The sequence below is a fragment of the Erwinia sp. STN24 genome, assembly GCF_041320675.1.
GTDB lineage: Bacteria > Pseudomonadota > Gammaproteobacteria > Enterobacterales > Enterobacteriaceae > Erwinia > Erwinia aeris.
Genome location: NZ_JBGGPM010000003.1, coordinates 399,740 through 414,130, shown reverse-complemented (window position 1 = coordinate 414,130; position 14,391 = coordinate 399,740). Strand labels below are relative to the sequence as shown.

Here is a 14,391-nt window from a genome sequence, read left to right as displayed (position 1 = left end):
GCCACTCCTTTTCAGCGCTTTCCAACTATCTGCCCTCGCGGGCTGCTAATCAGAAGTTTTCGTTAGTTTCGCTGGCTTCGTTGGCATCATCTTTGTCAGCCACAAAGTCTGGCGTGGTGTCCGGATTGTTCATCAGCGTAGCGCGCAGCTTGTTTTCGATCTCGGTAGCCACAGCCGGGTTCTCTTTCAGGAAGTTGCCGGCGTTTGCCTTACCCTGACCGATTTTATCGCCGTTGTAGCTGTACCAGGCACCCGCTTTTTCAATCAGCTTGTGCTTCACGCCAAGGTCTACCAGCTCGCCGTAGATATTGATGCCTTCGCCGTACATAATCTGGAACTCAGCCTGCTTGAACGGCGCGGCGATTTTGTTTTTCACCACTTTCACGCGGGTTTCGCTACCGACGACTTCGTCACCCTCTTTAATCGCGCCGATACGGCGGATATCCAGACGGACAGAGGCGTAGAATTTCAGCGCGTTACCGCCGGTAGTGGTTTCCGGGTTACCGAACATCACGCCGATTTTCATACGGATCTGGTTGATGAAGATCAGCAGCGTGTTGGAGTTCTTCAGGTTACCGGCCAGCTTACGCATAGCCTGGCTCATCATACGAGCCGCCAGACCCATATGCGAGTCGCCGATTTCGCCTTCGATTTCCGCTTTCGGCGTCAGCGCCGCCACGGAGTCAACGATGATTACGTCAACCGCGCCGGAACGCGCCAGCGCATCACAGATTTCCAGCGCCTGCTCACCGGTGTCCGGCTGCGAGCAGAGCAGGTTATCAATGTCCACGCCCAGCTTTTTAGCGTAAACCGGATCGAGCGCATGCTCGGCATCGATAAAGGCGCAGGTTTTGCCCTTGCGCTGTGCAGACGCGATAACCTGTAACGTCAGCGTGGTTTTACCGGAAGATTCCGGCCCGTAAATTTCGACGATACGGCCCATTGGCAGGCCGCCCGCGCCCAGCGCGATATCCAGCGAAAGCGAACCGGTAGAGATGGTTTCCACATCCATAGTGCGGTCTTCACCCAGGCGCATGATGGAGCCTTTACCAAATTGCTTTTCAATCTGGCCCAGCGCTGCTGCCAGTGCTTTTTGCTTGTTTTCGTCAATAGCCATTTCCACTCCTAATCACGCGGGGGTAAAGCACGCTTTCGCGGCTTCGTGTCTCAATCAATATGGGTGCAATTATACTGTATAGTCATACAGTATCAAGCTTAATTTTTAAGAAAATGGTCACGTAGCGTCAACAGCGCATAAGCCGTGGCCTGACGTCGAACGGCCTCTCTGTCGCCCGCAAAAATTTTGCGCTGCGCCAGCGAGTTAGCGCCTTCCGCTGCGAAGCCGAACCACACCGTTCCCACCGGTTTTTCCGCCGTTCCGCCATCGGGGCCGGCGATGCCGCTGACAGCTACAGCATACTGCGCGCGGGCCTGTTTAAGCGCCCCTTCCGCCATCTCTGTCACCACCTGTTCGCTGACCGCGCCAAAGCTTTCCAGCGAGGCGGCCGTCACGCCCACCAGCGTCTGCTTGGCCTCATTGCTGTAGGTGACAAAGCCCCGCTCAAACCATTGTGAACTGCCGGCGACGTCGGTAATCACTTTCGCTATCCAACCGCCCGTACAGGATTCCGCCGCGGTAACCGTGGCATTAAGGCGCTGTAAATGCTGACCGATTTCCTGGCTTAACAGGCGCAATTCGCTGTCCGTCATTCTTGTTCCCTGCTTGCTTATCGTAAGAATGAAGATTAGCACTTTTTAGCCAGGCACGAAGAGACAAAGGCGGGATTTGCGAACCGCTTTCATAAAGTCAGTCAGGAAAAGCGTTGTAGAAACAGGCGATTGCCCGGCAACGCGCCGCCGGGCGATCGGGAGGTAAAACTGACGTTACTGACGGGCGTCGCGTACGGCCTGGCCCAGCTGCCACACGGCCATCGCATAGTGATTGCTGTGGTTATAGCGGGTAATAACGTAAAAATTCGGCAACCCGTACCAGTATTGATAGTAAGTGCCCATATCAAAACGCAGCAGGCTGACCTGCTGATTGTCCTGTAGCGGCACCTGCGGCGACAAACCGGCGGCAGAGAGCTGCGCGGCCGTATAGCGGGTTTTGAAGCCCGTTTCCAGCTGCGACGCTTCGCCGTTAGCCGGTACGGCTACGGTGCCGCCTTTTATCCAGCCGTGCGCGCTGAAATAGTGGGCCACGCTGCCTATTGCGTCTACAGGATCCCAAAGATTGATATGGCCGTCGCCATTGAAATCAACGGCGTATTGCTTAAAGGCAGAAGGCATAAACTGGCCGTAGCCCATGGCGCCAGCGAACGAACCGCGTAAATCAAGCGGATCGTCGTTCTCTTCTTTCGCCATCAGCAGGAAGGTTTCCAGCTCGCCGCTAAAGTACTCGGCGCGACGAGGATAGGCGAACGCCAGCGTCGCCAGCGCATCGATAATGCGCGTTTTACCCATTACGCGTCCCCAGCGGGTTTCGACGCCAATAATGCCGACGATGATTTCCGGCGGCACGCCGTAAACTTCCGAGGCACGATTGAGCGCGTCCTGATATTGATTCCAGAACTGGACGCCGTTCTGCACGTTATCCGGCACGATAAATTTTTTGCGATAGCGGATCCAGGCGCCGTTCGGGCCGGAGGGTGCCTGATAAGAAGGCGCCTGCCGATCCATCAGCCGCAGCACCCAATCCAGCCGCTTCGCCTGTGCCAGCACGTTATGCAGCTGCTGACGGTTAAAACCGTGTTCGCGCACCATTTTATCGATAAAGGCTTCGGCCGTCGGGCTGTTGGCGAAATCGCCGTCCAGCGGCGCTACGTTATGCTCGGGATCCAGTAAAAAGCTGTTGTTGCCCCGAAAAGGATTGCCGTGAGGCTCAGGCGCAGGGGCTTTACTGCTGCAGGCGGAAAGCAGCAGCAGCGCGGGCAAAAATGAGGCCAGATAACGCATTGAATATCCAGAGTGCAAAACGGAAAAGTAGCATTCATGTTAGAACATCGCCAGCCATTCTGAAAACAGATGTTATGTAAATCTGCCGCTTTTTTCCTTTCTCTTTTCCTGCGCGGCCAGACGGCGTAAACTCGCTGCTGCCATTAAAATAAAACGCCATTTCATTTAATAGAAAATAGCATTTTATCAAATCAGGAGGAGTAATGAGCAAACAGGCTGCGGTGCTGCTGGCGCCGGGATTCGAAGAGGCGGAGGCCTTTATTATTATTGATATATTAAACCGTCTGCACGTTAAGGTAACGACTGTCGCCTGCCATGATACGCGTGAAGTGCCCAGCTACCATGCCGTGCCGGTGGTAGCGGATGTTCTGCTGGCGGGCCTGGATAAAGAGTTTGACGCCGTGGTTATCCCTGGCGGGCCGGAAGGCACCGTTAACCTGGCGGCCAACCCGCTGGTCACGGCGTTTATTCGCCGTCATGACGAAGCGGGAAAATGGATTGCGCCGATCTGTTCCGCTGCCGCGCGCGTGCTGGGCGGCAATCATCTGTTGAAGGGCCGTCGCTATACCTGCTCAGGTGATTTGTATAAGGGCGTTACCGATGGCGTTTATAGTGCGGAGGAGGTGGTGGAAGACGGCAACCTGCTGAGCGGCAAAGGGCTGGGCAAAAGTTTTGAGTTCGCCTTTCAGCTGGCCTGGCGCCTGACCGACGATACCGAAACGGCCGATTTCCAGGCTGACCACATCTATTTTGACCACTGGCGCTCTTACAGCGGGCTAAACGCCAGCTAGTCTGTGCTGTCGGCAGGCGCCCTCGCCTGCCAACCTTTACAGCGTCAGCGACTCGCGGCTGATGTCGGCTACCGATTTCGCGCCGGTCAGCGTCATCGCCACGCGCATCTCTTTTTCCATCAGCGAGAGCAGATTCACCACGCCAGCTTCGCCCGCTGCGGCCAGCGCATAGACAAAGGCTCTGCCCAGCAGCACGCTGTCCGCGCCCAGCGCCAGCATCCGCACCACGTCCAACCCGGTTCGTATCCCTGAATCCGCCAGGATCTTAATGTCGCCTTTTACCGCATCGGCAATGGCGGGCAGCGCACGCGCGGTAGAAAGCACGCCGTCCAGCTGACGGCCGCCGTGGTTAGACACCACAATGCCATCGGCGCCGAAGCTCACGGCATCCTTCGCATCCTGCGGATCGAGAATGCCCTTAATGATCATTGGCCCTTGCCAGAACTCACGGATCCACTCCAAATCTTTCCAGGAGATAGAGGGATCGAAGTTGGCGCCCAGCCAGCCAATGTAGTCTTCCAGCGTGGTCGGATGGCCGCGATAGGCCGAGACATTGCCCAGATCGTGCGGCTTGCCGTTCAGGCCCACATCCCATGCCCACTGCGGATGCAGCATGGCCTGCACCATCCGGCGGAAAGCCGCGTTCGGCCCGCTCATGCCGGAATGCGCATCGCGGTAGCGCGCGCCAGGCACCGGCATATCCACGGTAAAGACCAGCGTTTTTACCCCTGCGGCTTTGGCCCGCTCCAGCGCGTTTCGCATAAAGCCACGGTCTTTTAAGACGTAAAGCTGGAACCACATAGGCCGTGAAATCGCCGGCGCGACCTCTTCGATGGGACAGACGGAAACGGTGGAAAGCGTAAAGGGAATGCCCATTTTTGCCGCCGCGCGCGCCGCCTGCACTTCGCCACGCCGTGCATACATGCCCGTCAGTCCTACCGGCGCGAGAATGACCGGCATCGCCAGCTTCTCGTCGAACAGCGTGGTTTCCAGGCTCAGCTCGGCCATATTTTTCAGGATGCGCTGGCGTAGCGCGATATCGGCCAGATCGGCCGTATTGCGCCTGAGGGTGTGCTCGCTATAGGCACCGCCGTCGATATAGTGGAAAAGGAAAGGCGGCAGTCTGCGCCGTGCCGCTGCCCGGTAATCCGTTGATGCGGAAATGATCATCTGGTTTCCTGCCTTGTTAAAACGCTCGGCTTCATCGCGAAGCAAAGTAAACGAGCCGCGAGAGCGGCCCGGAAGAACAGGCAGTGTAGTCGAGACGGAAAACGGATACGCTGACCCACATCTCAACATTTTGGCAACAAACCAGACGATCGCCTTTTTTGCACAAGGTAACGCCGCACAACTAACGGCGATTGCGTACCAGCTGATAGCGCCGCGTCAAATATTCCAGCGGCACGCTCCAGATATGCACCAGGCGGCAGAACGGAAACAGCAGGAACAGCGTCATGCCCAGTACCATATGCACGCGGTAAATCAGCGCCACGCCTTCCAGATGCTGCGACGCGCCCGCATGGAAGGTCACGATCGCCTGCGCCCAGCCGACCAGCTTCATCATTTCGCTGCCGTCCATATGCTGCGCGGAGAAAGGAATGGTCAGCAGCCCCAGCGTGGCCTGCGCTACCAGCAGCGTCAGGATCAGGATATCGCCGGCGCTGCTGGTGGCCCTGACGCGCGGATTGAGCAGGCGACGCTTAAGCAGCAGCGCGCCGCCCGCCAGCGTCAGCAAACCGCAAACGCCGCCGGCCACCATCGCCAGCTTCTGCTTGGCGGCGATCGGCAGAAAAGCCTCGTACATCCAGTGCGGCGTCAGCAGGCCGACGAAATGGCCGAAGAGAATACCAATGATGCCGATATGAAACAGGTTGGAGGCGAGCCGCATCCCTTTTTTATCCAGCATCTGGCTGGAGCCGGCGCGCCAGCTGTACTGGCCATAGTCGTAGCGCAGCCAGCTGCCAATCAGGAAAACGCTGCCTGCGATATAAGGATAAATATCGAAAAAGAAACCTGAGAGAAAATTCATGATGAACGCCCCGTGGATGTTGTCATTGCCGCCACGTCCAGATACTGCGGCGTGACGGCGTCGGCAAAGCGGCGCTGATGCGCGGCCTGCTGGGCGGAAGCACAGCCCTGCTCGCCGAGAAACTTAATCTGTTCCTCTTCCCAGACCGCATCCAGCGCCGCTGGCGTATCGTCGCGGGCCTCTTTATGGATTTTCGGCGTCAGGTCATCTACCGCCAGCCCGGCGCCGGAGAGCGCCAGCAGCACGGTGAACAGCTCGCTATAGCGGCTTTGACGCTGTTTTAGCCTGGCGGCCAGCAGCGCGAGGATTGGCGCCACGTCGGCCAGGCCAGCGCGGGCTCGGGTGGCGTCAAGACTGGCCAGATACTCCAGATAGAGCGGCAGAAAATCGGGCAGCTCTTTCGCGCTCAGCTCCAGGCCGTCGGCGCGATACTGCTCCAGCAGATCGACCATTGCCTGGCCGCGATCGCGCGACTCGCCGTGAACATGCTCGAACAGCAGCAAAGAGGTGGCCCGACCGCGATCGAACAGCTCGCAATAGTCGGCCTGCCTGTCCAGCAGCGAGCCTGCGCAAAATTCCGTAATAAAACCGGTGAGCTGCGCGCGCTGCGCGGCATCAAGCTCGCTGCCCGCTTCCAGCGCCGCCAGCATTTCAGCCTGATGCGTAAAGAGCGCTTCATCGGGATAATCCAGCAGCCGGGCGACGATACGTAGTGTAATCATGGCTGCTCCTCCTGCGTTTTTTTGCCAATATCAATCGCGTCGATACGGCGGCTGTTAAACAGGTTGAAGCGACCGTCGCTGCCGTGGCAGCCATCGCCGAAGCTGAAGCCGCAGCCTTTGCTTTCCGGGAAGGCTTCCCGCGCCAGTTCACGATGGCTGGAAGGCACCACGAAACGATCTTCATAATTGGCGATGGCCAGATAGCGGTACATCTCCTGCGCCTGCGCTTCGCTTAAGCCGACCTGTTTCAGCGCCCGCGTGTCGACAAGGTTATCGACGGTTTCCGCGCGTTTATAATGACGCATGGCCAGCATTCTCTTTAGCGCCAGCAAAACCGGCGCGGTATCGCCCGCCGTCAGCAGGTTCGCCAGGTACTGCACGGGAATGCGCAGGCTTTCCACGTCCGGCAGAATACCGTTGTGCGGCAGGTCGCCCGCGTCCGCCGCGCTCTGAATGGGCGACAGCGGCGGCACGTACCAGACCATCGGCAGCGTGCGGTATTCCGGATGCAGCGGCAGCGCCAGCTTCCACTCCATCGCCATTTTATAAACCGGCGAGCGTTGCGCTGCGTCAATCACGCTTGGCGGGATGCCTTCTTTTAACGCTTCGGCAACCACCTCGGGATCGTGGGGATCGAGGAAGATCGCCCTCTGGCTTTCATAAAGATCCTGTTCATGCTCGCTCGCTGCCGCTTCTTCAATGCGATCCGCGTCGTACAAAAGCACGCCAAGATAGCGGATGCGCCCTACGCAGGTTTCCGAACAGACCGTGGGCTGGCCTGCCTCAATACGCGGATAGCAGAAAATACACTTCTCCGATTTGCCGCTTTTCCAGTTGAAGTAGATTTTTTTATAGGGACAGCCGGTCAGGCACATGCGCCAGCCGCGACACTTGTCCTGATCGATCAGCACGATACCGTCTTCGCCGCGCTTATAGATGGCACCGCTTGGGCAGGTCGCCACGCACGCCGGGTTCAGGCAGTGCTCGCACAGGCGCGGCAGATAGGCCATAAAGGTGTGTTCAAACTGGCCGTACATCTCTTTCTGGATGTTATCGAAATTTTTATCCTGCGAGCGTTTGGAAAACTCGCCGCCAAGGATCTCTTCCCAGTTCGGGCCGTTTTCGATTTTTTTCATCCGCTTGCCGGTGATCAGCGAGCGCGGCCGCGCTATCGGCTGATGTTTGCCAGCGGGCGCATTGTGTAAATGCTGATAGTCGTAGTCGAACGGCTCATAGTAATCGTCCAGCGCAGGCACGTCCGGGTTAGCGAAAATTTTCGACAGCAGCCCGACGCGGTTGCCCATGCGCGGCACCAGCCTGCCGTTGATTTTACGGATCCAGCCGCCCTTCCATTTTTCCTGATCTTCCCATGCCTGCGGATAGCCGACGCCCGGCTTGCTTTCAACGTTGTTAAACCAGGCGTATTCCATCCCTTCACGGCTGGTCCAGACGTTTTTACAGGTCACGGAACAGGTGTGGCAGCCGATACATTTATCCAGATTCAGCACCATGCCGACCTGCGAGCGAATTTTCATGATTTTCTCCCCTTGCCGCCCTGGCAGTCGTCGTTACCTTCACCGTCCAGCCAGTGAACGTGATTCATTTTGCGCACCACCACAAACTCATCGCGATTGGACCCTACGGTGCCGTAATAGTTAAAGCCGTAGGAAAGCTGCGCGTAGCCGCCGATCATATGGGTTGGTTTAGGGCAGGCGCGGGTCACGGAGTTATGAATGCCGCCGCGCTGGCCGGTAATTTCCGAACCGGGAATGTTCACAATGCGTTCCTGCGCGTGGTACATCATGGTCATACCTGCCGGTACGCGCTGGCTGACCACTGCGCGAGCGGTCAGCGATCCGTTGGCGTTAAAGGCTTCAATCCAGTCGTTGTCCGCAATCCCCAGCTCCTGCGCGTCTTCTTCACTCATCCAGACGATAGGGCCGCCGCGCGACAGCGTCAGCATCAGCAGGTTGTCGCTGTAGGTAGAGTGAATGCCCCATTTCTGGTGCGGCGTCAGGAAGTTCAGCGCCTTTTCCGGATTGCCGTTCGGCTTTTTGTTCAGCAAAGGCCTGGCCGCCCTGGTATCAATAGGGGGACGATAAACCAGCAGGCTTTCGCCAAAGGCGCGCATCCACTCGTGATCCTGATAAAGCTGCTGGCGTCCGCTGAGCGTGCGCCACGGGATCAGCTCATGCACGTTGGTATAACAGGCGTTATAGGAGACGTGCTCGTCTTCCAGTCCTGACCAGGTGGGGCTGGAGATAATTTTGCGCGGCTGCGCCTGGATATCGCGGAAGCGAATTTTTTCGTCTTCTTTGTTCAGCGCCAGATGGGTGTGGTCGCGGCCGGTAATGTCGCTCAGCGCCTGCCAGGCTTTTACCGCTACCTGACCGTTGGTTTCCGGCGCGAGGGATAAAATGACCTCGGCCGCATCGATGGCGCTGTCGATATTCGGCCGGCCAGCGGCCGGGCCATCCGTCTTGACGTAGTTCAGCTCTTTAAGGAAATCGACCTCTTTTTGCGTGTTCCAGCTGATGCCCTTACCGCCGTTGCCCAGCTTGTCCAGCAGCGGGCCAAGCGAGGTAAAGCGTTCCCAGGTGGCCGGATAGTCGCGCTCTACGGCAATAATGTGCGGCGCGGTTTTGCCGGGGATCAGGTCGCACTCGCCTTTTTTCCACTCTTTAACGTCAAAAGGCTGCGCCAGCTCCGCCGGCGAATCGTGCTGCACCGGCAGCGTGACGATATCGGTTTCCACACCGAGATGCCCCGGACAAAGCTCCGAGAAGCGTTTGGCGATGCCTTTATAGATCTCCCAGTCGCTTTTCGCTTCCCAGGCCGGATCGACCGCCGCCGACAGCGGATGAATAAACGGATGCATATCCGAAGTATTCATATCGTCCTTTTCATACCAGGTGGCGGTAGGCAGCACGATATCGGAATAGAGACAGGTACTGGACAGGCGGAAATCCAGCGTTACCACCAGATCCAGCTTGCCTTCGCCGCCTTTCTCCTGCCATTCCACTTCTTCCGGCTTCACGCCGCCCTGCACGCCTAAATCTTTACCCTGAATGCCGTTTTCCGTGCCCAGCAGATATTTGAGCATGTACTCATGGCCTTTGCCGGACGATCCCAGCAGGTTGGAGCGCCAGACAAACAGGTTACGCGGGAAGTTCTGCGGATTGTCCGGCTGCTCGGCGGCAAAGCGCAGCGTGCCGGTTTTCAGGCTTTCCACGGTGAAATCCACCGGCGGCATCCCGGCCGCTTTCGCCTGCGCGGCGATGTTCAGCGGATTGCCGTTCAGCTGCGGCGCGGAAGGCAGCCAGCCCATGCGCTCGGAACGCACGTTAAAGTCGATTAAACTGCCGCCGTAGCGCTTTTTATCGGCCAGCGGCGAGAGCAGCTCGCTGGTCTGCACGGTTTCGTAGCGCCACTGGCTGGAATGGTTATAGAAGAACGAGGTGCTGTTCATATGGCGCGGCGGACGCTGCCAGTCGAGCGCGAAAGCCAGCGGCGTCCAACCGGTCTGCGGCCGCAGTTTTTCCTGACCGACATAGTGCGCCCAGCCGCCGCCGCTCTGCCCCACGCAGCCGCAGAAGATCAGCATATTGATCAGCCCACGGTAGTTCATATCCATGTGATACCAGTGGTTCATCCCGGCGCCGACGATAATCATCGAGCGGCCACGCGTTTTTTCCGCGTTGTCGGCAAACTCGCGCGCCAGCCGAATGATATTCTGCCGCGACACGCCGGTGATCTGCTCGGCCCAGGCCGGGCTGTAGGCTTTGATCTCGTCATAGCTGCCTGCGCAGTTTTCGTCGTGCAGACCACGATCCAGCCCGTAGTTCGCCAGCGTCAGATCATACACGCTGGCGACCAGCGCAGCGCTGCCGTCGGCCAGCTGCAAACGCTTCACCGGCAGCTTGTGCAGCAGGATCTCCTCCAGCGGCACGCTGCTGAAGTTTTCGCTTTCCAGGCCGCCGAAATAAGGAAAGCCGACCTCGGCGATCTCGTCATGGCTGCCCAGCAGGCTAAGCTGAAGCGTGACTTCCCGCTGCGAGCCGCCTTCACGCGACTCCAGGTTCCACTTGCCTTTTTCTCCCCAGCGATAGCCGATGGATCCCTGCGGCGCCACCAGCTCACCGCTCTCCTGGTCGATGGCGATGGTTTTCCACTGCGGGTTGTTTTCCTGCCCCAGGTTATCAATCAGATCGCTGGCGCGGAGCTGGCGTCCGGCGGCGTAGTAGCCGCCCTCGCGCGGCTCCAGCAGCACCAGCATCGGCATATCGGTATAGCGGCGCACGTAGTCACGGAAATAAGGCACCTCGCGCTCAAGGTGAAACTCCTTCAGCATCACGTGTCCTAAAGCCAGCGCCAGCGCGCTGTCGGTGCCCTGCTTAGGATTCAGCCACTGATCGCACAGCTTGGCGACCTCGGCATAGTCAGGCGTGATCGCCACGGTTTTGGTGCCCTTGTAGCGCACCTCGGTAAAGAAATGAGCATCCGGCGTGCGCGTCTGCGGCACGTTAGAGCCCCAGGCGATAATATAAGAAGAGTTATACCAGTCGGCCGATTCCGGCACGTCGGTCTGCTCGCCCCAGGTCATGGGCGAAGCGGGCGGCAAATCGCAATACCAGTCATAAAAACTCAGGCAGACGCCGCCGATCAGCGACAGATAGCGCGCGCCTGCGGCATAGGAAACCATCGACATCGCCGGGATCGGTGAAAAGCCGATAATGCGATCCGGGCCGAAGGTTTTCGCCGTATAGATATTGGATGCCGCGATCAGCTCGTTGACCTCCTGCCAGCTTGACCGGACGAAGCCGCCGCGACCGCGAGCGATCTTATAGCTCTGCGCTTTTTGCGGATCGCTGACGATCGATCCCCAGGCCGCGACCGGATCCTGATGCTCCGCTTTGGCTTCGCGCCACAGCTTGAGCAGCTTTTTGCGCATCAGCGGATATTTCAGGCGGTTGGCGCTGTAGAGATACCAGGAGTAGCTGGCACCGCGAGGACAGCCGCGCGGCTCGTGATTCGGCAAATCCGGTCGGGTGCGCGGATAGTCGGTTTGCTGTGTTTCCCACGTGACCAGGCCATTTTTGACGTAAATTTTCCAGCTGCAGGAGCCGGTGCAGTTTACGCCATGCGTGGAGCGCACGATTTTATCGTGCTGCCAGCGGCTACGGTAGCCCTCTTCCCAGTCGCGATTGGTGTTGAGTGTCTGGCCATGTTGACCAGCAAAGGGTTCCGCCAGCTGTTTAAAGTAGCGAAACCTGTCGAGAAATTTGCTCATCCGGAAAACTCCTGAAGGCTTAGGTGATATTGCTCAGGCGGCGGAGGGACATTGCCTCCGCACGTTATCAAAATTTATTTTTGCGGCCGTAAACCAGCCAGGTGACGCCAACACAAAGCAGATAGAAGGCGAGGAAGATTTTCATCGCGCCCGTCGGCGTACCCAGCATGGACAGCGAAAGGCCAAACGTCTGCGGGATGAAAAAGCCGCCCAGCGCGCCGATAGCGGAGATAAAGCCGAGCGCGGCGGAGGTTTCGGTCACTGCTTCCCGCTGCGCAGTCTCTATGCCTTTCCCTTCCGCGCTTGCCTTCTCCAGGGTGAGCTTGCGGAAAATCACGGCGATCATCTGATAGGTCGAGCCGCTGCCCAGGCCGGCGGTTAAAAACAGTCCCATAAACACGGCGAAAAAGGCGCTAAAGGATCCGCTGGTTCCTTCCCCCGGCAGCGTCAGGAACAGCAGCGCGGCAAACAGCGCCATCAGCACAAAGTTAGCCAGCGTCACGCGTACGCCGCCCAGCCTGTCGGAAATAATGCCGCCCGCCGACCGCGCCAGCGCGCCCAGCAGCGGGCCGAAAAAGGCGTAGTGAAGAATGCTGATATCCGGAAACTGCGTTTTGGCGAGCATGGCGAAACCGGCGGAAAAGCCGATAAAAGAGCCAAAAGTCGCCAGGTAAAGCAGCGCCATCACCCACAGGTGGCCGCGTTTCAGTACCGGCAGCTGCTCGCGCAGAGAAGATTTCGACGCCGCCAGGTCGTTCATGCCGAACCAGGCCGCCAGCGTCGCGACAAGCAGGAACGGCACCCAGATCCACGCGGCGTTTTGCAGCCAGATCGTTTCGCCGCTGCTGGTGTGCTGCGCGCCGCCGCCGAAGGCGCCGAAAACGGCGATGGAAACGGCCAGCGGGGCGGCGAACTGCATTACGCTGACGCCCAGGTTGCCCAGACCGCCGTTGATGCCCAGCGCCCCGCCCTGCTGCGCTTTAGGAAAAAAGAAGCTGATATTGCCCATGCTGGAGGCAAAGTTCGCGCCCGCAAAGCCGCACAGCAGCGCGATCAGCACAAAAATGCTGAAAGCGGTGCTGGTGTCCTGCACGGCAAACCCAAGCCACAGGCAAGGGACCAGCAGGATACCGGTGCTGAAAGCCGTCCAGCGCCGTCCGCCGAACACGGGGATCACAAAAGAGTAAGGGATCCGCAGCAGCGCGCCGGAAATGGAAGGCAGCGCCGTCAGCAGAAAAAGCTGCTCGGTGGTAAAGGTGAAGCCAACTTTGTTCAGGTTCACTGCAACGGCGCTGAACAGCATCCAGACACAGAAAGCGAGCAGCAAACAGAAAACGGAAATCCACAGGTTACGGTTGGCGATGCGTTTTCCACGCTGCTGCCAGAACCGCTCGTTTTCCGGCTGCCAGTCCTGGATAACGGCACCGTTTTCTTCGGGTTGAAGAGGGGCAAGTTGCGTCATAGTCATCTCCGGTTTGAATGGAGCGCATTCTGCTTAACCGCTTCTGACGCCGGGTTGACGCAAATCAACGTGGATGCAGGTGATCTTTTGCCTCCGTGCTGCCGCTGCGCCTGGATGAGTAGAGACATATCGGAAACATATTTATAAAATTCATGTAATTACTACGCACAGCGGGCGCTTTTTTCAGTTAGACTGCGGAAGGAAGAAATTTATGGTTACTCCCTTAGTGGTATAGGGTTAACGTTTTTAATCGGTAAGATTAAGAAGCTAACCGGGAATCATTCGCCGCCCTCTGACTGTGGAAAATCCAAGCGTGAAAGAAGAAGCTGCCACTATCCTGCTGATTGACGATCATCCGCTGCTGCGGAACGGCGTTAAACAGTTGATTGAAATGGAAGAAAGTTTGCAGGTTATCGCAGAAGCCAGCGACGGCGCGCAGGGCGTCGTACTGGCGGAACAGCATGACCCCGACCTGATCCTTTTGGATTTAAATATGCCAGGCATGAACGGGCTGGATACGCTGGTGCAGCTGCGCACCATCGAGCTTTCCGGGCGCATCGTGGTATTCAGCGTTTCAGATCATGAAGATGACGTGGTAAACGCGTTAAAACACGGCGCGGATGGTTATCTGCTGAAGGATATGGAGCCGGAAGCGTTGCTGAAAGCGCTGCATCAGGCCGCCGCCGGCCAGATGGTGTTAAGCGAAAAGCTGACCAACGTGCTGGTGGCCAGCCTGCGTGAATCACGCCCGACAGAAGCGCGCGATGTGGAACAGCTGACGCGCCGCGAACGCGATATTCTGAAGCTAATCACGCTGGGGATGACCAATAAGGCCATTGCCCGCAAGCTGTCGATTACGGAAAGCACGGTAAAAGTGCACGTTAAACATCTACTGAAAAAAATGAAGCTGAAATCCCGGGTGGAAGCGGCCGTCTGGGCGCTGCAAAACGGCCACGGCTGATAAAAACTTTCTTCGCTCCGCTTTTCCGGCACCGCAGTAGTCGCCGGACAGGGCTGCGCTTCACCCTCTGTCGCTAAACGGTTTCGCCAACGCTATCGCATTTTACCCCCTCTATTTTTACGCTTTGCGGCCCGTCTCTGGCTTTTACCTGTGACAGCATCGATCGCGCTGCGTTACTATA

At 57.9% G+C, this 14,391-nt stretch carries 11 protein-coding genes; 2 read left to right on the top strand and 9 right to left on the bottom strand.

From position 1 onward, the window contains the following. Positions 1-49: 49 nt before the first annotated feature. From recA to mltB, 3 genes are all read right to left on the bottom strand, one after another. Complete coding sequence (recA, locus tag ACA373_RS14475) at positions 50-1,117, bottom strand: recombinase RecA (protein ID WP_253458981.1); 1,068 nt, start codon at positions 1,115-1,117, stop codon at positions 50-52. A 98-nt stretch (positions 1,118-1,215) separates the two neighbouring features. Continuing rightward, positions 1,216-1,710, bottom strand: a complete 495-nt coding sequence (gene pncC / locus ACA373_RS14470) for a nicotinamide-nucleotide amidase (RefSeq protein ID WP_301252607.1) — start codon at positions 1,708-1,710, stop codon at positions 1,216-1,218. 174 nt (positions 1,711-1,884) lie between these two features. After that, the gene (mltB, locus tag ACA373_RS14465; protein WP_301730143.1) at positions 1,885-2,955 is read right to left on the bottom strand and encodes a lytic murein transglycosylase B; all 1,071 of its coding nucleotides are present in this window, start codon (positions 2,953-2,955) and stop codon (positions 1,885-1,887) included. Positions 2,956-3,158: 203 nt separating this feature from the next. On the opposite strand from mltB, the gene ACA373_RS14460 reads away from it, so the two are divergent. Beyond that, entirely contained in the window at positions 3,159-3,746 is a 588-nt protein-coding gene (locus ACA373_RS14460) for a DJ-1/PfpI family protein (RefSeq protein ID WP_253458972.1), read from the top strand. Between the two features lie 36 nt (positions 3,747-3,782). Here ACA373_RS14460 and lldD read toward each other — a convergent pair whose 3' ends face one another. The 6 genes from lldD to ACA373_RS14430 form a co-directional block, all read right to left on the bottom strand. Next, the gene (gene lldD / locus ACA373_RS14455) at positions 3,783-4,916 is read right to left on the bottom strand and encodes an FMN-dependent L-lactate dehydrogenase LldD (RefSeq protein ID WP_253458967.1); all 1,134 of its coding nucleotides are present in this window, start codon (positions 4,914-4,916) and stop codon (positions 3,783-3,785) included. Between the two features lie 181 nt (positions 4,917-5,097). Next, the gene (gene narI, locus ACA373_RS14450; RefSeq protein ID WP_301252613.1) at positions 5,098-5,775 is read right to left on the bottom strand and encodes a respiratory nitrate reductase subunit gamma; all 678 of its coding nucleotides are present in this window, start codon (positions 5,773-5,775) and stop codon (positions 5,098-5,100) included. Next, on the bottom strand, positions 5,772-6,497 hold the full coding sequence (gene narJ, locus ACA373_RS14445) for a nitrate reductase molybdenum cofactor assembly chaperone (protein WP_370734710.1): 726 nt from the start codon (positions 6,495-6,497) through the stop codon (positions 5,772-5,774). The genes narI and narJ overlap by 4 nt, the downstream gene beginning before the upstream one ends. After that, a complete protein-coding gene (gene narH, locus ACA373_RS14440; RefSeq protein WP_370734709.1) occupies positions 6,494-8,032 on the bottom strand; it encodes a nitrate reductase subunit beta in 1,539 nt (512 codons plus the stop codon). The genes narJ and narH overlap by 4 nt, the downstream gene beginning before the upstream one ends. After that, on the bottom strand, positions 8,029-11,787 hold the full coding sequence (locus ACA373_RS14435; RefSeq protein ID WP_370734708.1) for a nitrate reductase subunit alpha: 3,759 nt from the start codon (positions 11,785-11,787) through the stop codon (positions 8,029-8,031). Before ACA373_RS14435 ends, narH begins: the two co-directional genes overlap by 4 nt. Positions 11,788-11,854: 67 nt before the next feature. Continuing rightward, positions 11,855-13,249, bottom strand: a complete 1,395-nt coding sequence (locus tag ACA373_RS14430; protein ID WP_370734707.1) for a NarK family nitrate/nitrite MFS transporter — start codon at positions 13,247-13,249, stop codon at positions 11,855-11,857. Between the two features lie 313 nt (positions 13,250-13,562). On the opposite strand from ACA373_RS14430, the gene narL reads away from it, so the two are divergent. Then, positions 13,563-14,210 carry a two-component system response regulator NarL gene (gene narL, locus ACA373_RS14425; RefSeq protein WP_253458950.1) on the top strand — a complete coding sequence of 216 codons (648 nt, stop codon included), beginning with the start codon at positions 13,563-13,565 and terminating at the stop codon, positions 14,208-14,210. Positions 14,211-14,391 lie beyond the last annotated feature (181 nt).